Origin of the sequence: Cryobacterium sp. MLB-32, from assembly GCF_000738085.1 — a bacterium.
Taxonomy (GTDB): Bacteria; Actinomycetota; Actinomycetes; order Actinomycetales; family Microbacteriaceae; genus Cryobacterium.
Window position 1 is genome coordinate 1 of record NZ_JPRS01000046.1, and the last position, 21,006, is coordinate 21,006.

At 62.9% G+C, this 21,006-nt stretch carries 23 protein-coding genes; 8 read left to right on the forward strand and 15 right to left on the reverse strand.

Annotated features, from left to right (window positions below):
- Window positions 1-144 precede the first annotated feature (144 nt).
- Together JF66_RS06810 and serB are read left to right on the forward strand one after the other, a co-directional pair.
- Entirely contained in the window at window positions 145-1,389 is a 1,245-nt protein-coding gene (locus JF66_RS06810; protein ID WP_035876439.1) for a glucose-1-phosphate adenylyltransferase, read from the forward strand.
- Complete coding sequence (serB, locus tag JF66_RS22880; RefSeq protein WP_035876444.1) at window positions 1,386-2,033, forward strand: phosphoserine phosphatase SerB; 648 nt, start codon at window positions 1,386-1,388, stop codon at window positions 2,031-2,033. Before JF66_RS06810 ends, serB begins: the two co-directional genes overlap by 4 nt.
- 11 nt (window positions 2,034-2,044) lie before the next feature.
- Here the strand turns inward: serB and fabG are convergent, their stop codons facing one another.
- Complete coding sequence (gene fabG / locus JF66_RS06820; RefSeq protein ID WP_035876446.1) at window positions 2,045-2,755, reverse strand: 3-oxoacyl-ACP reductase FabG; 711 nt, start codon at window positions 2,753-2,755, stop codon at window positions 2,045-2,047.
- A gap of 134 nt (window positions 2,756-2,889) precedes the next feature.
- Between fabG and JF66_RS06825 the strand changes: the two genes are divergently transcribed.
- On the forward strand, window positions 2,890-3,186 hold the full coding sequence (locus JF66_RS06825; protein WP_051973227.1) for a DUF3099 domain-containing protein: 297 nt from the start codon (window positions 2,890-2,892) through the stop codon (window positions 3,184-3,186).
- A gap of 220 nt (window positions 3,187-3,406) precedes the next feature.
- Window positions 3,407-4,252, forward strand: coding sequence for an SURF1 family protein (locus tag JF66_RS06835; protein WP_035876448.1), 846 nt, complete (start codon window positions 3,407-3,409; stop codon window positions 4,250-4,252).
- Window positions 4,253-4,470: 218 nt separating this feature from the next.
- Here the strand turns inward: JF66_RS06835 and JF66_RS06840 are convergent, their stop codons facing one another.
- Both JF66_RS06840 and JF66_RS06845 read right to left on the reverse strand, forming a co-directional pair.
- Window positions 4,471-6,069 carry an ABC-F family ATP-binding cassette domain-containing protein gene (locus JF66_RS06840; RefSeq protein WP_035876449.1) on the reverse strand — a complete coding sequence of 533 codons (1,599 nt, stop codon included), beginning with the start codon at window positions 6,067-6,069 and terminating at the stop codon, window positions 4,471-4,473.
- Between the two features lie 96 nt (window positions 6,070-6,165).
- Window positions 6,166-6,789 (reverse strand): TetR/AcrR family transcriptional regulator, encoded by a 624-nt coding sequence (locus JF66_RS06845; RefSeq protein WP_035876451.1) that lies wholly within the window; start codon window positions 6,787-6,789, stop codon window positions 6,166-6,168.
- Between the two features lie 406 nt (window positions 6,790-7,195).
- Here JF66_RS06845 and JF66_RS06850 point away from each other — a divergent pair, with 406 nt between their 5' ends.
- Together JF66_RS06850 and JF66_RS06855 are read left to right on the forward strand one after the other, a co-directional pair.
- Window positions 7,196-7,471 carry a hypothetical protein gene (locus JF66_RS06850; RefSeq protein ID WP_035876454.1) on the forward strand — a complete coding sequence of 92 codons (276 nt, stop codon included), beginning with the start codon at window positions 7,196-7,198 and terminating at the stop codon, window positions 7,469-7,471.
- A 496-nt stretch (window positions 7,472-7,967) separates the two neighbouring features.
- Complete coding sequence (locus tag JF66_RS06855; protein ID WP_035876455.1) at window positions 7,968-8,630, forward strand: hypothetical protein; 663 nt, start codon at window positions 7,968-7,970, stop codon at window positions 8,628-8,630.
- A gap of 47 nt (window positions 8,631-8,677) precedes the next feature.
- Here JF66_RS06855 and JF66_RS06860 read toward each other — a convergent pair whose 3' ends face one another.
- From JF66_RS06860 to sufB, 8 genes are all read right to left on the reverse strand, one after another.
- A complete protein-coding gene (locus tag JF66_RS06860) occupies window positions 8,678-9,982 on the reverse strand; it encodes a sodium:proton antiporter (protein WP_051973228.1) in 1,305 nt (434 codons plus the stop codon).
- A 93-nt stretch (window positions 9,983-10,075) separates the two neighbouring features.
- Window positions 10,076-10,237, reverse strand: coding sequence for a hypothetical protein (locus JF66_RS23520; protein ID WP_197059350.1), 162 nt, complete (start codon window positions 10,235-10,237; stop codon window positions 10,076-10,078).
- A gap of 1 nt (window position 10,238) precedes the next feature.
- The gene (locus JF66_RS06865; protein ID WP_035876456.1) at window positions 10,239-10,697 is read right to left on the reverse strand and encodes a DUF6325 family protein; all 459 of its coding nucleotides are present in this window, start codon (window positions 10,695-10,697) and stop codon (window positions 10,239-10,241) included.
- Window positions 10,698-11,074: 377 nt separating this feature from the next.
- Window positions 11,075-11,404 carry a metal-sulfur cluster assembly factor gene (locus JF66_RS06870; RefSeq protein ID WP_035835933.1) on the reverse strand — a complete coding sequence of 110 codons (330 nt, stop codon included), beginning with the start codon at window positions 11,402-11,404 and terminating at the stop codon, window positions 11,075-11,077.
- Between the two features lie 4 nt (window positions 11,405-11,408).
- Entirely contained in the window at window positions 11,409-12,173 is a 765-nt protein-coding gene (sufC, locus tag JF66_RS06875) for a Fe-S cluster assembly ATPase SufC (RefSeq protein WP_035876457.1), read from the reverse strand.
- An 86-nt stretch (window positions 12,174-12,259) separates the two neighbouring features.
- A complete protein-coding gene (locus JF66_RS06880) occupies window positions 12,260-12,586 on the reverse strand; it encodes a non-heme iron oxygenase ferredoxin subunit (RefSeq protein ID WP_035876458.1) in 327 nt (108 codons plus the stop codon).
- Window positions 12,587-12,588: 2 nt separating this feature from the next.
- Window positions 12,589-13,803, reverse strand: a complete 1,215-nt coding sequence (gene sufD / locus JF66_RS06885) for a Fe-S cluster assembly protein SufD (RefSeq protein ID WP_369797963.1) — start codon at window positions 13,801-13,803, stop codon at window positions 12,589-12,591.
- A complete protein-coding gene (gene sufB, locus JF66_RS06890; protein WP_035835937.1) occupies window positions 13,804-15,222 on the reverse strand; it encodes a Fe-S cluster assembly protein SufB in 1,419 nt (472 codons plus the stop codon).
- 254 nt (window positions 15,223-15,476) lie between these two features.
- Between sufB and JF66_RS06895 the strand changes: the two genes are divergently transcribed.
- Both JF66_RS06895 and JF66_RS06900 read left to right on the forward strand, forming a co-directional pair.
- Window positions 15,477-16,421, forward strand: coding sequence for a heme A synthase (locus tag JF66_RS06895; protein WP_035876461.1), 945 nt, complete (start codon window positions 15,477-15,479; stop codon window positions 16,419-16,421).
- 161 nt (window positions 16,422-16,582) lie between these two features.
- Window positions 16,583-17,086 (forward strand): hypothetical protein, encoded by a 504-nt coding sequence (locus JF66_RS06900; protein ID WP_156109678.1) that lies wholly within the window; start codon window positions 16,583-16,585, stop codon window positions 17,084-17,086.
- Between the two features lie 92 nt (window positions 17,087-17,178).
- Here the strand turns inward: JF66_RS06900 and JF66_RS06905 are convergent, their stop codons facing one another.
- From JF66_RS06905 to JF66_RS06920, 4 genes are read right to left on the reverse strand one after another with little or no spacing between them, the layout of a single operon-like run.
- Window positions 17,179-18,198 carry a glycine betaine ABC transporter substrate-binding protein gene (locus JF66_RS06905; protein ID WP_051973229.1) on the reverse strand — a complete coding sequence of 340 codons (1,020 nt, stop codon included), beginning with the start codon at window positions 18,196-18,198 and terminating at the stop codon, window positions 17,179-17,181.
- Window positions 18,199-18,987 (reverse strand): ABC transporter permease, encoded by a 789-nt coding sequence (locus tag JF66_RS06910; RefSeq protein ID WP_035876466.1) that lies wholly within the window; start codon window positions 18,985-18,987, stop codon window positions 18,199-18,201.
- Window positions 18,984-20,231, reverse strand: coding sequence for an ATP-binding cassette domain-containing protein (locus JF66_RS06915; RefSeq protein ID WP_231556327.1), 1,248 nt, complete (start codon window positions 20,229-20,231; stop codon window positions 18,984-18,986). The genes JF66_RS06910 and JF66_RS06915 overlap by 4 nt, the downstream gene beginning before the upstream one ends.
- Entirely contained in the window at window positions 20,224-20,865 is a 642-nt protein-coding gene (locus JF66_RS06920) for an ABC transporter permease (protein ID WP_035876469.1), read from the reverse strand. The genes JF66_RS06915 and JF66_RS06920 overlap by 8 nt, the downstream gene beginning before the upstream one ends.
- Window positions 20,866-21,006 lie beyond the last annotated feature (141 nt).

The following is a 21,006-nucleotide window of genomic DNA, read 5'->3' on the forward strand; positions in this document are numbered from 1 at the left end:
TGCACGCCGGCCCCGCCGTAGATCTCGGGCGGGTATTCCTTGGTCAGTAGATCCACTCGCATGCAGTAAAACTAGCGCAGGCGGGGGCATCACTCATGCACAAAGCGCGCACAGACACCCCCGATGGTGCCTTACTCTGTACACATGAAGGCCAAGAAGATCTTTGGAATAGTACTCGCAGGTGGTGAGGGAAAGCGGCTGATGCCGCTGACCGAGGACCGAGCCAAGCCCGCCGTGCCCTTTGGCGGCCATTACCGTCTCATTGATTTCGCGTTATCGAATCTGATCAACTCCGGGCTGACCCAGGTGGTTGTGCTCACCCAGTACAAGTCCCACAGCCTGGATCGCCATGTCTCCCAGACCTGGCATATGTCCGGTGGACTCTCGAACTCGTACATCGCATCTGTCCCCGCCCAGCAACGCCTCGGCAAGCGCTGGTTCAGCGGTTCAGCGGACGCGATCCTGCAGAGCCTGAACCTCATTCACGACGAGAAGCCCGACATCGTTGTCGTGGTCGGTGCAGACCACGTCTACCGCATGGACTTCAGCCAGATGATCACGGCCCATATCGCGTCCGGTGCCCAGGCCACAGTCGCTGCCATCCGCCAGCCCATCGGGCTGGCCGACCAGTTCGGTGTCATCGAGGTCAATGCCGGCGCGCCCGACCGCATCTCCGAGTTCCGAGAGAAGCCCAAGGATGCGGTGGGCCTCGCCGATGCGCCCCACGAGGTGTTCGCATCCATGGGCAACTACGTCTTCAACACGGACGCTCTCATCGAAGCCGTTCTCCGCGACGGAGAGCGCACCGACTCGAGCCACGATATGGGTGGCGACATCGTGCCAGATTTCGTGGCCCGTGGCGAGGCAGGCGTCTATGACTTGCAGCGCAACGACGTACCGGGTTCGACGGACCGCGACCGCTACTACTGGCGGGACGTGGGAACGATCGACTCGTTCTTCGAGGCACACCAGGACCTGATTTCCGCCCTGCCCGTCTTCAACCTGTACAACCAGGAATGGCCGATTTTCAGCCAGCAGCTCAACTCGCCGCCCGCGAAATTCGTGCGGGACGCACGCGGTGCCCTCGGCACGATGATCGACTCGATCGTGTCCCTCGGCTGCGTAATCTCGGGGGGTCACATCGAGCGCAGCGTCCTCGGACCGTGGACGGTCATCGGCTCCGGGGCCGAGGTGGTCGATTCCATCGTCTTCGACCGCGTGCAGATTCTCGCGGGAGCCGTGGTTCACCGCGCGGTGCTCGACAAGGAGGTCGTCGTCGAGGCCGGCGCCACAATCGGCGTCGACCGCGCACGCGACCTGGCACGCGGATTCAGCGTCACCGAGTCGGGAATCACCGTGGTTGGCAAGGGCGTTCGCGTACAGCCGTGACATCCGCAACACGCTTTCTCGTCGTCCTGGACGTGGACTCCACCCTGATCCAGGATGAGGTCATCGAGCTCCTGGCCGATGCTGCGGGCTCGCGCGAGCTCGTGGCATCCGTCACCGAACGCGCCATGCTGGGTCACCTCGACTTCGCAGAGAGCCTGCGGGCCCGGGTGCAGACCCTGGCCGGTCTCCCCGAGACAGTTTTCGCCGATGTCCTGCGTCTTATCCGTCCAACCGACGGCGTGGCGGAGCTTGTTTCGGGCCTCCACGCCCACGGATGCCGCGTGGCCGCGGTCTCGGGCGGGTTCCATGAGCTGCTCGACCCGCTGGCCGCTCAGCTCCACCTCGATCGCTGGCGAGCGAATCGTCTGGACGTCGTCGATGGGTTACTGACCGGTCGGGTCTCCGGACCGATTATCGACGCCGAAGCCAAAGCGTCTGCCCTTCGCGAGTGGGCGGCCCTCGAGAGCCTGCCACTCATGCGGACCGTGGCGATCGGCGATGGCGCCAACGACCTGCGCATGATGGCCGCCGCCGGACTCTCCATCGCCTTCAACGCCAAACCAGTCGTGAAGGCCAGCGCCGATCTCGCCATCGATAACGGGGACCTCAGTCAGGTTCTGGCCGTGCTCGGCCTTCGCGGCTGATGAATCCGGGGCTAGTGCCCCATACCCAGGCCGCCGTCAACCGGAATGACCGCTCCGGAGATGTACCCGGCGTCGTCCCCCGCGAGCCAGGTCACCACCCGAGCCACCTCGGTCGGCGTGGCGAAACGACCGGCCGGAATGGATTTCTTATAGTCGGCCTGCGTCGCGGCGGGGAGTTCGGCGGTCATATCGGTCTCGATGAAACCGGGGGCAACCACGTTCGCGGTGATGCCACGCGAGCCCAGTTCGCGTGTCACCGAACGGGCCAGCCCCACCAGGCCGCTCTTCGATGCCGAGTAGTTCACCTGGCCGGCGGATCCGTAGAGGCCCACGACACTGGAGATGAGCACGATCCGCCCGAATCGTGCTTTGAGCATTCCCTTCGACGCGCGCTTGACCACACGGAACGCGCCGCTGAGGTTGGTGTCGATCACCGAGGTGAAGTCGTCCTCAGACATGCGCATCAAGAGCATGTCCTTGGTAATGCCGGCATTGGCCACGACGACATCCACCGGGCCGAGGGTTGCTTCGATCTCGGTGAACGCCGCGTCAACGGATGCAGCGTCGGTCACGTCGGCGCGAACCGTGAGGCTGCCTTCAGGTCCGTGCCCCGAACGCGACGTGACGGCCACTCGATGCCCTTGGGCGATGAATTCCTCCGCAATGGCGAAGCCAATGCCGCGGTTGCCCCCGGTGACGAGAACAGTTCGTGTCGTAGTCATGCACATTCCTTTTCTGGTGGCGCGGCAATAATTTCACCCGTTGATTCACAGCTTAAGGCGTCGTCGTTGACTCGTAGCGAGACGTAAACTGAACGAAGCGGAAAGTCACCCGCTGTATCGGAGCGCATCACGACATGAAGCAGCAGTCGATCACCTCACTTCCCGTCTCCCCTGACGCGGAACGTCGCAGCCGAATGATCAAGTACACGGTCGCCATGGGTATCCGGGTGGTGTGCATCGTACTGATGCTCTTTGTACACGGCTGGTGGCTGCTCCTGTGCGCAATCGGCGCAATCGCCCTTCCGTATTTTGCCGTTATCGTCGCCAACGTACAGTCGGCTCCGACCCGTTCGCAGGTGCAGCGACCGGGTGGACTTGAGATCTATCGTGCAGACCCGCCCGCGCGCGAGCGCACTCGGGACGATCAATGATCGGTCTGGGCGCCCCGCTCGACTCCGCGACGTGTTCGCGCGCCGAGTGTCGCTCGGCCGCTGTGTGGCGTATCGATTGGCGTAATCCAGGCATCCATTCGGAAGAACGCGTGAAGACCTGGCTCGCCTGTGAGGAACACGTGGACTACCTCCGTGAATTCCTCACGGCCCGGGACTTCCCTCTCGCCGTTCGTCCCCTCGACGAAGCCGACGTTACGGCATGACCGGATGGAAGTTCGCGTTCACCCGACGCTGGGCGGGCTACCTCGCATTGACGATGCTGTTCGCTGCCGTCTGCGCCGGACTCGGCGTCTGGCAGTTGGCGCGCCGCGATGAAGCCCTGACCGAACTGTCGAAGATCGACGCGAACTTTGATTCGTCCCCGATACCCGTTGCCGAGGCCCTTCCTCGACTGGACTCATTCACGGAGACGCAGAAATGGCTTCCGGTCATGATGACGGGAACGTACCTCGTCGACGATGAGCTCCTCGTTCGCAACCGTCCGCTCAACATCAGTCCCGGTTTTGAGGTCCTCACGCCCTTGCGTCTCAACGACGGCACCGTCTTCGTTGTCGATCGTGGCTGGCTTCCAACCGGCAATGAGCAGGATGCCCCCGATGTCGTGCCCGCCCCGCCGGCGGGTCAGGTCACCGTGGTCGTTCGTTTGAAGGCCGGCGAACCGACCCTGAACAATCGCACGGCGAGCGGAAACCAGATCGCGACGATCAACCTGACCGACGTTGCCGGTCGCCTGGATACGCCCACCTATACCGGCGCCTACGGCCTGCTCGACTCGGAGAACCCTGCTCCCCTGGAGGATCGTCCCACGGCAGTCGTCAAGCCGGTACGGGACGAAGGCCCACACCTGTCTTACGCGTTCCAGTGGTTCGTCTTCGGACTCCTGGCTTTTGTCGGCCTCGGTTGGGCGATACGGGAGGAATACCGCTCCGTCAACGCCGCAGACCCGGCCGAGCGCGAACGCGCCGGCGAACGTGCCCGTCGACGGGCGGCCAAACCCCGCAACGATGCCGAAATCGAGGACGAGCTCGTCGACCGCCAGTCATAGAGCACGCACCACAGCGCGCAAGCCACGCCCGAGCATCGGCCGACGTGGTCGCCTCGGGAAGTGCAGCGCGTTTCCCTATTCCGCGGCAGCACGACGCGACTCACCAGCTCGGTGGCTCCCCCGTCGCGCCTCGATCAGCGGATCCGCGGTCGAGGCACGAGGCACGAGCGATCCAGACCCCGCGAGACATTCCTCACAGCCGAGGCCCGAGGCGCCCGCTAGGAGAGCTCGATCAGGTCCAGGTAGTCCTTGTTCCAGTGGTCTTCCGTACCCTCGGGCATGATCAGCACACGCTCGGGGTTGAGGGCCTGCACGGCGCCCTCATCGTGGCTCACGAGCACAACGGCGCCGGCGTAGTGTGCCAGGGCGTCGAGGATCTCCTCACGGCTCGCGGGGTCGAGGTTGTTAGTCGGCTCGTCGAGAAGCAGCACGTTGGCACCCGAGACCACAATCATGGCCAGGGCAAGGCGGGTCTTCTCGCCACCCGACAGCACACCGGCCGGCTTGTTTGAATCGTCGCCCGTGAAGAGGAACGATCCGAGCACACGGCGCGCTTCCATCTCGGTGATGCTCGGGGACGATGAGACCATGTTCTCCAGAACCGACCGCTTGACGTCAATCGTTTCGTGCTCCTGCGCGTAGTACCCGATGCGCAGTCCGTGGCCCGGCTCAATCGTGCCGGTGTCGGGGATATCGACTCCGGCCAGCATGCGCAACAGCGTGGTCTTACCGGCACCGTTGAGCCCGAGAATGACCACCTTGGACCCGCGGTCAATGGCCAGGTCGACTGCTGTGAAGATTTCCAGTGAACCGTAGCTCTTCGACAGGTCCTTGGCCATGAGCGGCGTGCGCCCGCACGGCGAGGGCTCGGGGAAACGCAGCTTGGCCACGCGCTCGACCGCACGTACGGCGTCGAGCCCGGAGAGCAGTTTCTCAGCGCGCGCGACCATCTGGTGCGCTGCCGCGGCCTTGCTGGCCTTGGCGCCGAACTTGGCCGCCTGCAGCTGGAGGGTCGAAGCCTTCTTCTCGGCGTTGGAGCGTTCCTTCTTGCGGCGGTCGGCGTCGGCCGTGCGCTGCAAGAGGTAGTTCTTCCAGTTCATGTTGTAGATATCGATCATCATGCGGTTGGCATCGAGGTAGAAAACCCGGTTGACCGTCTCGCCGACTAGTTCGATGTCGTGGCTGATGATGATGCAGCCGCCCTTGTAGTTCTTGACGAACTCACGCAGCCATGCCACAGAGTCGGCGTCGAGGTGGTTTGTGGGCTCATCGAGAATCATCATCTCGGCCGCAGAGAACAGAATTCGGGCAAGCTCGATGCGGCGACGCTGTCCACCCGAGAGGGTGCTGAGCGGCTGATCAAGAATGTGGTCGGGAAGTTTGAGGTTGCTGGCAATGGATGCCGCTTCCGCTTCCGCCGAGTACCCACCCAGGCCGTTGAATTCGTCCGTCAAGCGACCGTACTTCTTCATCGCCGCAGCGCTGACCTTCGGGTCGGAGCTGGCCATGTCGAGACTGGACTCCTGCATGCCCAAGGCGATCGTGCCGAGGCCACGAGCGTCCAGGATTCGGGTTCGCGCCAGCATCGTGGGATCGCCCGCGCGGGGGTCCTGAGGAAGATAGCCGATCTCACCGGAGTGACTGATCGAACCCTTAGTGGGGTTGGTCTCCCCCGCGAGCGTCTTCGTGAGCGTGGTCTTGCCGGCGCCGTTACGCCCAACAAGGCCGATCTTGTCGCCGTGGGCGACACGGAAGCTCACGCCCTCCATGAGCACGCGAGCTCCAACGCGAATTTCGAGATCTTGCACGTTGAGCACAGCAATAGTCCGTTCAGGGGGGTGGTGGGAGGGGGTGGATCAAGTGGTCCAACTCACTAGTATATTTACCTTCCACGACTTCGCACGCCCACTCCCCTACAGAAGAGCCCCGTGAAGCGTCTTTTCCAGCCATTCGCGGTAGGCCGTCACGGACCAGCCCACGTCCAGCACGAGGGTCCGATAGACCTGAGGATGCCCGATGGCCCAGATCGCGGCGGCGCTCTCGTGATCGCTCAGACCTGCTCGCAGTCCGCGGCGAACGCGCAGGGCCGCGGCGACCTCACCGTAGCCACGCAACCGGGTGACATCCTGCCGCCGGGCGAATTCCGCCACGTCCGGATCGATGACGGCCGCCTCAGTGACGACACGAAGAACGCCGGCCGTGCGTTCGTTCACGGCCGAACACCAAGCGGCGAGAATCCGAATAATCTCGGAGGCATTACGAGCCCCCTCGATTTTCTCACGCATGGACGCCGACACAAGGTCGGGCGCATCCGATTGCGCTGCCACCCGCGCCAAGATGGCCGCGAGCAGCTCCGCCTTGGCGCCGACGGAATTGTAGATCGTCTGCACGGCCACTCCGGCCTCGGCCGCGATGTCGCTGATCGAGGTGGCGACGTAGCCGTTGTGCACCATCAGGCGCCCGGCAGCCGAGACAATCTCCGCCCGAGTTGCCTCCGCCTGCCGTGCCCGGCGCGTGGGCTGTTCCGCTTCAGTCATTTTTTTAGAATATCATTCCACTGACTGTAATCGCACTATAAAAAAGTTATATCTCGACAAAAGGTCGCCTACTGAGGATGGGGAATGCGGGCCTGAGCCTGTCGACGTTGACGCACCTGGGTGAGATTCCTCCTTGGACAGGTCACACGCTGAGCTGCGTGCTGAGGTCGGTGCGATGCCCGATGCTACGCTGACCGCTATGCGCCGACACCGATCTTTGCTCGTTATTTCTGTCGCGCTCGCAGTCTCTCTATCGTCCTGCGCCTCGTCTCCTGAACTTGACTGGGAGGCTGCTCAGTCACAGGCGGACGCCTTCATCGACGCTTCGTCGACGAGTGCGAGTTTTCTCGGGTCAGGTTCGTTACAGGCCGTGCCGAACGCGGAAGTACCACGTGAGGATGGCGGGGTGACTCTGACCTACCCGTCAGAGGTTCGAATCGACGGCATCAGCGTGGTCTGTTTCGGAGCCGGCGAAGCCCTCTTCGGCGCCACCGTGCGCAGCGGGTCATCATGGATTGGCAGCGTTGACTCCATCACCCTCACCTGCGATGGCGAAGTGCACACAGTGCCACTTTCCGTCCCGCTTGAGCGCATCAACGCGATCATTCTGAATGGCACCGTCGAAAAGGGTGCCGGCGCAGTGATCGCTGCCGTCATCACAGGAGCCGCCGAGCGCACCTGATGAGCTCAGGGTCGTCCGTGAACTCGTACTCTGGGCCAGAAAAAGTTCATTGCGCGGATCCGCTCAGCCGATACTCGGTGGGTGCGAATCATCACCGCGATCACCCACATAGTGGTGCTTCCGGGGAGCAACTTCGTGGTGCCGGACTGGTAGCCGTGGCACTCGGAGACGCCGTGCGTCTCGACGGCTTCCTGCGCTGCACTGCACTGCACTGCACTGCACTGCACTGCACTGCACTGCACTGATCATCGTTCTCATTCAGGTGCGAGGCCGCATCCGATGGGCGTTCAGCCGCACCGACCGTCCCGGGAATCACACGTGGTCGGCGTCCTGCGCGGGCGAGGGCTTCGGCGCTCGCTCCCTGCTGAACGGACCCAGCAGCGCGCATCGGTCGGTACCAGCGGCGGCCACGGTGAGGGTCTCACCGTCGGGGCCGGACAGAACCGCAACCCACGGCAGGTGTTGCGGACGGGCAGTTCGCTACTATGATGCGCGTGTGACCGACGTATCGCAGGAAGGCCCGCCTCGGCCGTTGGCGTCGCCGCGAGCCGCGTCCCTGGCGGGCGTGCTGTTCGCACTCTTCTTCGCGGCCGGACTCATTCTTCTCCGGTCCGCGCTGCCCGAGACGCCAGAGACCGCCCCGGACTGGTCCGGCGATGCGGGAACGCGCATCAGGATCGCCGTGTGGTTGATGCCGTTCGCCGGAATCATGTTCCTCTGGTACATCGGTGTCCTCCGAGACACGTTCGGCGAAGGTGAGGACAAGTTGTTCTCGTCCGTGTTTCTCGGCAGCGGTATCCTCTTCCTCGCCATGGTCTTCGTCGCCACCGCCATCGCCGGAGCACTGCTCTCGATGTACGAGTCCGGCGCTGAACCGGACGTGTCGGCCGCGGCGATCAGCCGAGCAGTCATCCTGCAGATCGAAAACGTCTACGCCCTGCGCATGGCCGGCATCTTCATGCTGTCTTTGGGAACGCTGTGGCTCCGCACCGGCGCACTGACGAAGTGGGCATCCCTCTTCACCTACTCCGTCGCCGCCGTGCTCCTGGTCGTGACGAGTTTCAGCGTGTGGGTGAGCCTGATTTTTCCCGCGTGGGCATTGGTGATCAGCGTATTCCTCCTGGAGCGGAGCTACCGGACACCTACGCAGCTCCGCTGAGTGCGCCACATCAACTGTGGAACGTCAGCTGGCTGGCCGCAAACGCCTCAGCTGGTCTCTCTGTCGCTACTGGGCGTGGTTGGATCGGCACCGGGCAATTGGCGTCGCCGGCGGGGTATCGTCGACGGCGTCGCCTCAGCCGCCACCGAATGCTCCGCCGTGTGCCCCTTGTACCAGCGATGGTAGGCGGCCACCAGTGGAACCGAGGTGAGGCCGTGGAGGATGGTGCTGAGGGCCACGGTGACGACCACCGTCGTCAGTACAACCTCGCCTTCAGGGACTCCACGTTCGAGAGCGAGGAGCGCGAACACGAGTGACGCGAGCCCGCGCGGGCCGAACCAGCCGATGAACGCCACAGTCGGCCACCTCACACCCTGATCGGCGAAGGCGATCGCGACCGGAATCATGCGCACCAGGGTCAGGCTGAGCGCAGCGTAGAGGATGACCTGCCAGGTGATGCCCGGGATGACCAGGGTTAAGGCCAGCGCTCCGAACCCGATCCACGTGACGGCGGCGAGGAGGCCGCCCGTCTCCTCTGCGAACAGCGTCACGACCGAAGCGCGTGCACCCGAGACGCTCCCGAACGCGAGACCACCGACGAAGGCGGCGATGAAGCCGCTTCCACCGAGCGTCAGGGCGATCGTGTAAGCCAGCAGTGCCACCGCCAGGAGCACGATCTGCCGCCAGTCTGCGCTGATCCACGAACGGCGATCGGCAAAACGGAACAGCAGCCCGCCCAGGATGCCGGCGGCCAGTCCGCCGGTGAGTCCCCACCCGATTTGAGCAGCCATGTTGCTGACGACGGCCCAGGTGACTCCGGTGTCAAGATCCGCGTTCGCGATCTCGAGGGCGACGAGGAAGAAAGGCACGGCAAGGCCGTCGTTGAGTCCGCTCTCCACGTCGAGCGCCTGCCGCACGCGGGCCGGCACGGCCGGGTCGGAGACAACCTTCTGGCCCAGAGCCGCGTCGGTCGAGGTCAGCATCGTGGCGAGAAGGACCACGGATGCGAGCGCCATAGTGGGGAAAACGAGCACCTCAACCCCCACCCCGGCGAGCATCGTCAGCGGCAACCCGATCAGGAGGAGACGTTTCGGCCATCCAAGCTCGTGACTGATCGAACGAAGGTCGAGCCGCGTGGCGTCACTGAACAGAAGCAGGACGAGGGCGACCTCAGCCACCCGCTCGACCACGGCGGAATCCGCGGAGATGTCGAGCAGGCCAAGCCCGGATCCGCCGGCAAGGAATCCTGCGACGGTAAGGAACAGGGCCGACGTGATCCCGCGCCGGTCGAGCGGCCCGGAGAGAAGGCTCCACATGATGATGATCGCCAGTATCGTCGTCGCTGCCACCATATTGGGTCCTGCTCTCGCTCGTGTACGTCCCCTGCCCTGTCACCCGGGTCAGCCTCCGCGGAGGGCAGGAGGAACCGGCCCGATCGGGCGAGCCTAGATCCTGCGGCGGCGGCCCGGCGTGACAGCCGCACCGACGACGGCGGCCTTAGCCACCGGCGAACGGCCGGGTGTGACAGCGGCGCCGACGACAGCGGCCTTGGCGACCGGCGCACGAACGACGCCGACTCTTCCCACTCGTGCGCGCCTCAGTGGCATGTCAAGCTCCTCCTGTCTCGGCTGCTTCATCGGCTTCGATTGAAGCGATGATGTCCTGGATGGGGATCCGTCCATTTGCGATCAGCTGACCTCCCGCACGGCGCGCCGCGGCCCCAAAGGGCGCCGCCCACACATTCTCGTAGACAAGCACGCCGGCCACGCTTCCGGGCTCCATCGCAGCAGCGAGAATCTCGATATCTTCCTCCGCAAGGAGGTCAGCCAGTTCGGCCTCGATCGTCTGCAAAGGGCCGAGCTCTTCAACGTCGGAAAGTTCCATCGCCTCGACAACGCCGTCGTCGTCCTTGGCGAGAATAATAATGTCGATGACGCGAATCGTTCCCTCGTCGACGAGCCTGACCAACTCGTCCGCTATCTCGCCCGTAAAGCTGGACTGCCCCCGGGGAAAATCCACGATCAGATAGTCGACAGGCCCTAAAGCGTCGAGTGAAGTGTCTGTCATCGCCAATCCAATCGTCTGGCTCGATCGCTGAGACCGAGAGTTGGAGCACACTGTACCCCGCGCTCGGCCGATTGGGCAGTGGCGAGTATTCTCGTGAACCCGAACCGCGCAGCTTTCCTCGCGTCCCCCTTTTCAGATCAGCGCACCAGTTCCCCCGAGGAAGGATGCTGGTGTGACCAGCCCGTGGATTGACCACACCCGAACAGGGCGACCACCACGCGTGTCCGAACTGGGTTGCAACACCATAGCCTTCCCTCACCGCAACCTTCGCGGAATTCCGCTCGTCCGGAGTGAGCACTGTGCCCGATCCGGTCTGCCACCCGACACGTATGGCCCCGTCTGCCGGGGCAGACGGGGCCATACGTGCAACGCGGAGACTACATCGAGAACCCAAGGGCACGCATCATGTCTCGCCCATCGTCGGTGATCTTGTCCGGGCCCCACGGCGGCATCCAGACCCAGTTGATGCGGAACTGGTCAACCACGCCGTCCAGAGCCTCCGCAGTCTGCTCCTCCAGCACGTCCGTGAGCGGGCAACCCGCCGACGTCAGTGTCATGTGAATGATGAGCGCGTCGTTTTCGTCATCCCAGCCAAGGTCGTAGATCAGTCCAAGATCGACGACGTTGATGCCGAGTTCCGGGTCCATGACGTCTTTGAGTGCCTCTTCGATTTCATCGAAGCGGGCCGGGCTGAGTGTCGAAACCATACGCCTAGCCTACGTTCGACGAGGTGAGAAAGCGATCGTAGCCCTCATCTTCGAGGCGGTCGGCGAGCTCGGGGCCTCCCTGCTCGGCGATGCGGCCGTTCACGAACACGTGCACGAAGTCGGGCTTGATGTAACGCAGGATGCGTGTGTAGTGCGTGATGAGCAGCAGACCCAGGCCCGTGTTCTCCTTGGCGCGATTGACGCCCTCGGACACGATCTTCAAGGCGTCTACGTCGAGTCCTGAGTCGGTCTCGTCGAGCACAGCGAACTTGGGCTTGAGAAGCTCAAGCTGCAGAATTTCGTTGCGCTTCTTCTCTCCACCGGAGAATCCCTCGTTGACGTTGCGCTCCGCGAAGGACTTGTCCATGCGCAGAGCCGCCATAGACTCGCGAACATCCTTGATCCACTTGCGGATGGGAGGCGCCTCGCCCTCGATGGCCGTCTTGGCCGTGCGCAGGAAGTTCGTCACGGTGACGCCGGGTATCTCAACCGGGTACTGCATGGCCAGGAAGAGGCCGGCGCGTGCCCGCTCATCGACGGTCATCGTGAGCACATCGGCGCCGTCGAGGGTGATGGAGCCGCTCTCGACCTTGTACTTGGGGTGTCCGGCGATTGTGTAGGCAAGCGTTGACTTGCCGGATCCGTTCGGACCCATGATGGCGTGAATCTCGCCCTCGTTGATGACGAGGTCGACTCCGCGCAGGATCTGCGTGACGCCTTGGTCTGTCTGGACGCTGACGTGCAGGTCTTTGATCTCAAGAACTGACATGTGTGTAAGATTCTCTTTCTGGTGTGAAGCTGAAATTGAGGAGGCGCTCACGGCGCCGGTTGCTGGGGTCGGACAGCCACGAAGGCTTAGACAGCCACAATCACGGAAGGATCGATGTAGACGTCTCCATCGATCAGGTCGACCTGATAAACGGGTACCGGATCGTATGCCGGCAGGGTGAGTGGCTTACCGCTGCGGAGGGAGAACATGGACCCGTGGGCCCAGCACTCCAGGGTCTCGCCTTCGACGAAACCCTCCGCCAGCGAGATGTCGCCGTGCGTGCACGTGTCACCGATCGCAAACACCCCGCCGTTCGCGTCCCGCACGAGGGCGATTGCGACACCGTCGATGTCGACCTTGACCGCCTGATTGGGTTCCAGCTCGTCAAATGCACAAATCTTCGTGGCAGCCATGGTTACTTTCCGTCCGTGCTGAGGAGTTCGGCCTCGATAGCCAGCAGCAGTCGCTGCTCGAGTTCCGGAGCGCCAATGCGCGCAACGATGTCGGTGAGGAAACCGCGGACCACGAGGCGGCGCGCTTCGTCCTCAGTGATACCGCGTGACTGCAGGTAGAACAGCTGCTCGTCGTCGAATCGTCCCGTCGCGCTCGCGTGACCGGCCCCGACGATATCGCCGGTTTCGATCTCGAGGTTCGGAACGGAATCCGCGCGGGTTCCTTCGGTCAGAACCAGGTTACGGTTCTGCTCGTAGCTGTCCGTTCCGGCACCCTTGCTGCCGATCAAAACGTCACCGATCCAGACCGTGTGCGCCCCGGTGCCCTGGAGGGCACCCTTGTAGTTGACGCGGCTGCGGCTGCGGGGCGCGTCGTGGAAGACGTACACCTGCTGTTCCAGGTGCTGTCCCGCATCCGCGAAGTAGAGGCCGAGCGCATCGATGTCGGATCCGCTACCGGCAAGGCGCACCGACGGATTCACCCGAACGATGCGGCCACCCAGCGAAACAACCACGTGCTTGAGGCGGGCATCCCGGCCGACCGCGGCGAAGTGGTTGCTGAGGTGAACCGCTTCGTCATCCCACTCCTGCACGGTGACGACCGTGAGGTTGGCCGATTCTCCGAGAATGATTTCGACGTTCTCTGTGAGACGAGCCTCTCCCGAATTCTGCAGGATGATCGTGCCCTGGCTGAACGGCTTCGCCTCGATGATGACGTGCGCTCCGCGTGCGCCGTTCCCGAGGGCCGAACGGGTCAGCGTGATTTCCTTGGCCTCTTCACCGCTGACGGTGATGGCCAGAGCCTTCTCGAAACTCGTCCAGGCGTTCGCGGACGCGCGTTCCTCCGGAGCACCGGCGGTACCGATACGGCTGTCGTCGCGGGAGACCCATTCGATGGTGACATCGACATGATCCGTTGACTCCACACCATACGGCGCACCGTCGATGCCCTCGGCGAGGAGGTCGGCGAACTTCGTGACGGGGATGTACTTCCACACGGCTTCGCGGCCGGTCACGGGAGCGAAATCCGCGATATCCGTGCTCTTGAAGCGTGCGGAACGTGTCTGAACCGGTACATAGCCGAAACGCCCGTCGGGGTTTTTGACCGCCGGTTCTGCTGTTGCGGTCGTGGGCATGGCTGTTGAAGCGCCCTGGGTTGGCGCGATAGCTGCGGACATTTAGCCGACAGATCCTTCCATGCCCATTTCAATGAGCTTGTTGAGTTCAAGGGCGTACTCCATTGGGAGCTCCCGAGCGATGGGTTCGATGAAGCCGCGCACGATCATGGCCATGGCTTCGTCCTCGGGCATGCCGCGGCTCATGAGGTAGAACAGCTGCTCTTCACTCACCCGCGACACGGTCGCTTCGTGGCCCAATTGCACGTCATCGACCCTGATATCAATCGACGGATACGTGTCGGAGCGCGATTTGGTGTCCACGAGCAGGGCATCGCACCGCACGGTGTTTGCCGAGTGGTGCGCCGTGGCGTCCATCCTGACCTCGCCACGGTAGCCGCTGCGCCCACCACCGCGCGCGATGGACTTGGACACGATCGATGACTGCGTGTACGGGGCCATGTGGATCATCTTGGCGCCGGCGTCCTGGTGCTGTCCGGGACCCGCGAAGGCCACTGACAGCGTCTCGCCCTTGGCATGCTCGCCCATGAGATAGATCGACGGGTACTTCATGGTGACCTTGGAACCGATGTTTCCGTCGATCCACTCCATCGTCGCGCCTTCACCGGCGGTTGCCCGCTTGGTGACGAGGTTGTAGACGTTGTTGGACCAGTTCTGGATGGTCGTGTAGCGAACGCGGGCGTTCTTCTTCACAACGATTTCCACGACGGCCGAGTGCAGGGAGTCGGAGGAATAGATCGGGGCGGTGCATCCCTCGATGTAGTGCACGTAGCTGCCCTCGTCGGCAATGATCAGGGTGCGCTCGAACTGACCCATGTTTTCCGTGTTGATGCGGAAATACGCCTGGAGGGGAATCTCGACGTGCACGCCCGGCGGCACGTAGACGAACGATCCGCCCGACCACACTGCCGTGTTGAGGGCGGCGAACTTGTTATCGCCCGAAGGGATGATCGTGCCGAAGTACTCCTCGAAGAACTCCGGGTGCTCCTTGAGAGCGGTGTCGGTGTCCATGAAGATGACGCCCTGTGCTTCGAGCTCTTCGTTGATCTGGTGGTAAACCACTTCAGACTCATACTGAGCGGCCACACCGGACACGAGGCGCTGGCGCTCTGCCTCGGGGATACCGAGCTTCTCGTATGTGTTCTTGATGTCGTCGGGCAGGTCTTCCCACGTCTGGGCCTGCTTCTCCGTGGAACGCACGAAGTACTTGATGTTGTCGAAGTCGATGCCCGACAGGTCGGCGCCCCACGTCGGCATGGGTTTGCGCTCGAACAGCTGCAGGGCCTTGAGGCGTCGCTGCAACATCCAGTCCGGTTCGGACTTCAGGTTGGAAATATCCGTGACGACCTCGGGGGAAACCCCTCGTCGTGCGGATGCCCCTGCCTTGTCCGAGTCGGCCCAGCCAAATTCGTAGGTACCCAACCCCTCGAGATCGGGGCGGTCTAGCAGAACATCCGACATACTTACCTCTTCCCTACCCACAGCAACCCGGATATCAGTCCGGTCATTCCCCCGCTAGGTGGAATGGATTGCGTGGACAGCTACATTGCGAACCTAGAATATTCACGGACCACGTTTTCTCGTGAGCAGCCAGTTGGCATGCATGAGAAAGTCGTGGAGACCCCGATTCTACAGGCTGCGCGACCGGATTGTCGTGCTTGCCGGGGTATTCACATACGCACGTCCCGTCACCCGCACAAGAGAAAGCTGAACTGGTGAGTCGAATAACTGAATGGGTACCCTCAGTCGTGGATCGACGCATCCGCGTCATTGCGTGGATCTACCTCGCAGCGCAGATCCTGCTGGTGGGAACGGGCGGGCTGGTGCGCCTCACGAGTTCGGGACTCGGCTGCCCGACCTGGCCCAAATGCACCGCCGATTCACTCGTGAACACGCCGGAGATGGGAATTCATGGAGTCATTGAATTCGGGAACAGGTTGCTCGGCGTTGCTTTGGGACTCGTCGCGGTCCTTGCCTTCATCGCCATCCTGCGTATGCGTCGCGAGCGCAGGGATCTCTTCCGACTGACCCTGCTCGCCGGGCTCGGCATCCCGGCGCAGGCCGTGATCGGCGGCGTCAGCGTTCTCATGCAGCTCAACCCCTATGTCGTGGGAGTGCACTTCGTCATCTCCGTCGCTCTGGTCGCCCTGTGCACCGCTTTCGTGTACCGCGTCTATACAGGAAACGGCCCGCGTGCGCGGGTCGTGCCGCGGGGATTTGCGATCCTGGCGCACGTGACCAGCCTTGTCGTACTCATCACCATCATGGTGGGAATCCTCACCACGGGATCGGGACCCCACGCTGGCGACGCCAACGCGCCGCGCAACGGCCTGAACTCCGAGCTGCTGCAGCATATCCACAGCTGGCCCGCATACCTCACCTTCGCGCTGACGATCACGTTGTTGGTCATTGCCTTTCGGCTCAACCTGCCGGTGCAACGGATGGTGGGGCTGCTCCTTGTCGTTGAGCTGTTTCAAATCGCCGGCGGTCTACTGCAGTCAAATCTTGGACTGCCGCCGTTCCTCGTCGGTATCCACATGGTGTTGGCCTGCGCACTCGCCGCCGCGATGACGGGCGTGATTCTGTATATGAAGTCACCCGTTGACCGGCTTCCGGGGGCCGACAACAACCGCGAACGGGAGGCGGCCCTGCGCGCCTGAATCGGGGCACCCGACGGGTCGGTTTTCAGGCTGAAAATCACCGCCCCGACTCAGCCGACTCGGTGTATTCTCCATGCATGCATCTCGTCGAAAGGGCCGTGTGGGAACCACCGGACGATGAAGCTCGTCTAGTGGAATTCGGACCGCCCATATTTGGATTCGTGCCGCAGCCACGCTTGCAGGAACGTGGGTGGAGCTGGTGTACCTCACACGGCGTCACCCTGGAAGCGGAGGCTCACTACTGGCTCGCCGATCGCACCGGCAACTTTTGGTTCGAGGATTCGCCCGGTGGGCCAGTGGGAATTGCCGAGCTTCGTGGCTTCATCTTCACCGATCGGCCCGGGTCGACGAATCGGGGCGGGGATCCCATCCGGGACGCCCTCAATCAGCACCTGCAATACGTGGTGATGAACTACACGAAGAATCCCCATGAATTCGGCTCCAAAGAGTGGGCCGACGTGCATACCCGCCAGCAACATCAGGTCGAGCAGTCACTGGCCCAGAAGGCAGAGCTGCCCGTGGATCACAAGCTCTATCCGGCTATCGCCGTCACGGTGGCGGAGTTTAGGGCCACGACGGCGGCCATCAGCGGACGCATCGTGACGGTGGTCATCCACGAGTCGGACATCGAGAAGATCGAGCCGGTGCTCACACGTCGGCTGTGATCACCCGCCATTCGTCACCGTCTGGCTCAGTTCGTCTCCCTGCCACCGTCGGCCCCGGGTTCACTCACGTGACCCGACTCACGTGCTCCGGATCACTCGGCGTCGGTGATGAAGCCCTCACTCTTCATCCATTGAAACGCGATGTCTGCCGGTTCCTGCCCGTCGACATCCACCTGGCGGTTGAGGCCGCGAAGCACCTCATCGGTGAGACTCGGTGCAATCTGCGCGAACACGTCTTCAAGCTGAGGGTATTCCTTCAGCGTTTCCGTGAAAAAAATCGGAGCCACGTTGTACGCGGGGAAGAAGCCGCGGTCATCGGTGAGAACCGTCAAATCCAGGGCATCGATACGGCCGTCGGTCGTGAAGACCTCACCGAAGTTGCATGCTCCCGCATCCGTCGCGCTATAGATCGCCCCGGTGTCGTAAATGCCGACATTCTCGTCCGGCACTCCGTCCGCTGCTCCCCTGGCTAGATCGTAGCGCTCCAGCATGGGGTTCAAACCGTCGGGGCGGGAGTTGAACTCGGCCTCCACGCAGAACGTGCGATCCTCAACCGGGAGAGTGGCCAGTTCAGACATGGTGCTGATTCCGCCGAGGTCGGCAACCGCTTCGGTTCGAACGGCCATCGCATAGGTGTTGTTCATGGGGGCCGGAGCGCCCCAGGTGACACCATTGCCGAGATCCAGGTCGTGTACAGCCTGCCATTGCTCGTGCTGGTCAGGAATCGATTCGGTCTGGCCCATGTAGGTGAGCCAGGCCGTGCCCGTGTACTCCCACAGGACATCCGCCTGACCCGACAGAATCAACTCACGCGCCGGCTGGCTTCCGGGCACGTTGCTCAGGTCCGTGACCGTGAAACCGGCCGCCGAGGCGGCCAGAACGGCGATTTTGCCCAAAATAAGCTGTTCGGTGTAGTTCTTGCTCGTCACGGTGATCTCGGCCCCATCAATCCCCTTGATGGGTGTGATCGAGCCAGGCCCCACGGCAGGTACATACGACGTGGCCGGCTGCAGCCCGCAGCCAGCCAGGAGCAGCCCGGTAACCGTCAACAGCCCGGCAGCACGTGACACCCGGCGATAGCGCGCGCCATGACGAAGAGAGTCGGAGAACATCTAGATTCCTTTCGGACGGGCAAGGTGCTCGACCACGCGACCGATCCAGTCGATCAACAACGCCAACAGCGCCACGAGCACGGCACCTGTCACGAGCACCGGGGTCAGATTCAGGTTGACTCCGGTGGTAATCAGGATGCCGAGTCCACCGCCATTGATGAACGTGGCCAGCGCCGCCGTTCCCACAAGCAGGACGAGGGCCGTTCGAATGCCCGACAGCATGACCGGCACGGCGAGGGGCAGCTCAACCTTGAACAGCACCGCCGACGCACTCATGCCCATGCCGCGCCCCGCCTCCACAAGCCGGGCGTCGACCTGCTGAAGACCGACCATGGTGTTGCTCAGCACCGGCAGCACCGCGTAGAGCACCAAACTGACAATTGCGGCCCAGAACCCGAAGCCCAGCCAGAAGGCCAGGAGAATCACGACACCCAACGCCGGCGCGGCTTGACCGAAGTTGGCCAGAATAAGAACCGGACCGGCAAGAAATCGCAAACTCCGGCGCGTCAACAGAATTCCGGCCGGTATGGCCACCACCAGCACGATCAGCGCCGCAACGAGCGTGAGCCGCAGGTGTTCGATCGTGTAGCCCCACAGCGCGGCCGGCGCGAGGGTATTGAGCTCGATCGCGGACAGGTCTGCCGTCAGCAACCACACGATGAGGGCAATCAGCGCGAGGGCGATCCCGGCAAGCTGATAGACAAGTCCGCGCCAAGCAGCCCACGCAGCCCGCCCCGGTGAGTCGACGACGGGGTCGGGAGCGGCCGTGAGCGCGGCTGTCGTGGTCACGGCTGAGCCGGTTCCCCGGCGACGACGGGCGAGGTGAACACGCCCGTGTTGAGCCCGACGGGCGCGTTCGTCGATTCCGCCGACGCGGCATCGTGCGACTTTTCGATGGCGTCCATGATCGTCTTCACGTTGATCACACCCTTGAACATGTCGCGGCGACCAGTGACCAAAGCGGCACCGGCGCTCGACACGAGCATCGTGTCCAGAGCGTCGTTCAGCGTCGCGCGATATCCGACGACCGGAAGTTTCGGGTCGACGGTGCTGTCGATGGTCTCCAGCCGCCCCAGCTGGCGTCGAGAGAGCCACTGGATCGGCCGCTGCCGATCATCAACGATGACGGCATGGGCGAAGCCAGCCGTGGTGACCCGGCCGAGAACAGCAGATGCCTTCTCCCCTGGCGTGCCCACAACAGCCTCACCAAGCCCGACCTCGGAGACTCTGGTCAGGGTGAGCTGCTTCAGTCCCGCGCCCGAGCCGATGAAGTTCTCCACGAATTCATTCGCTGGGTCCGCCAGAATGCGTTCAGGTGTGTCGTACTGCACGAGCTGGGCACCCTCATTGAAGATTGCGATCCAGTCGCCGAGCTTGACCGCCTCATCAAAGTCATGCGTGACGCACACGATGGTCTTCTGCAACTCTTCCTGAATACTCAGGAGCTCGTCCTGCAGCCGCAGCCTGGTGATCGGGTCCACCGCGCCGAACGGCTCGTCCATGAGGAGCACCGGCGGGTCCGCGGCAAGCGCCCTGGCCACCCCGACGCGCTGCTGCTGACCGCCCGAGAGTTCCTTCGGATACCGATCCCGGTAGAGCGCGGGATCCAACGACACAAGTTCAAGCAATTCGTCGACACGCGTCGCGATACGGGCTTTGTCCCAACCCAGCATTTTCGGAACGATGCCGATGTTGGTCGCCACGGTCATATGCGGAAACAGTCCTCCCGCTTGAATCACGTATCCGATTCCTCGGCGGAGTTCGTCGCCGTTCATGTCGGTCACGTCGTCCCCATCGACGACGATTCGTCCATCAGTCGGCTCGATCAGTCGGTTGATCATCTTCAACGTGGTGGTCTTGCCGCACCCGGACGGTCCGACCAGCATGACGATCTTGCCGGCGGGAATCTCCATCGTGAGGCCGTCGACCGCGGGTTTGGCCTGGCCGGGGAATCGCTTGGTCACATGGTCAAGAAGGATGCTGGCACCGGTGATGTCCACGGGGCGGCTGGTTTCGTTCACTGATTCAGACACGGATACCTCGCGGAGTAGTCAGTCGGCCGAGGCCGACAAGGAGAAAATCAAGGATGAGAGCGAGAAAGACGATGCCGAGGACGCCGGTCCAGACAGATTCCAGGGAATTGGCGCCGCCGATTCGGGAGAGGCCAGAGAAAATGAAACTCCCGAGCCCCGGGCCGAGCGAGTAAGCAGCAACGGCCGCGATCCCCATAACCATCTGAGCCGAGACTCGGATCCCGTTCAGGATGATGGGCCAGGCAAGGGGAAGCTCCACCTGCACGAGCGTGCGAAAGCGACTCATGCCGATTCCGCGCGCCGATTCCACCACCGATGGCGCCACACCGGAGAGTCCGACCACAGCGTTGCGGAGGACCGGCAGCGTCGCGAAGAATGTCACGACGATAACTGCCGGGGTCACCCCGAAGCCGATCGGCGCGATCATCAGCCCGATCAATGCGAAGGAAGGGATCGTGAGCCCGATTGCGGAGACGGAGTTCGCAATCGATGTGAGGGTGTTATTGCGGTAGACGGCCGCTGCCACGGCAACAGCGAGCAGCGTGGCCAGAACGAGACACTGCACCACCAGACTGAAATGCTGCCAGCCGGAGAACAGGATCTGGTCGAACCTGCTCCCTATGAAATCCAACACATTTACACCCGTTTCGCTGAGATGACTGGTGCGCCATCGTCACGTCGATCAAGGTCGCAGCGTGCTGGTACTCTTCCGCAAGCGAGGGCGCAGAGTCACTCTAGCTGCTCCCCCAGATAGGGGGGTTGATATATTCCTCAG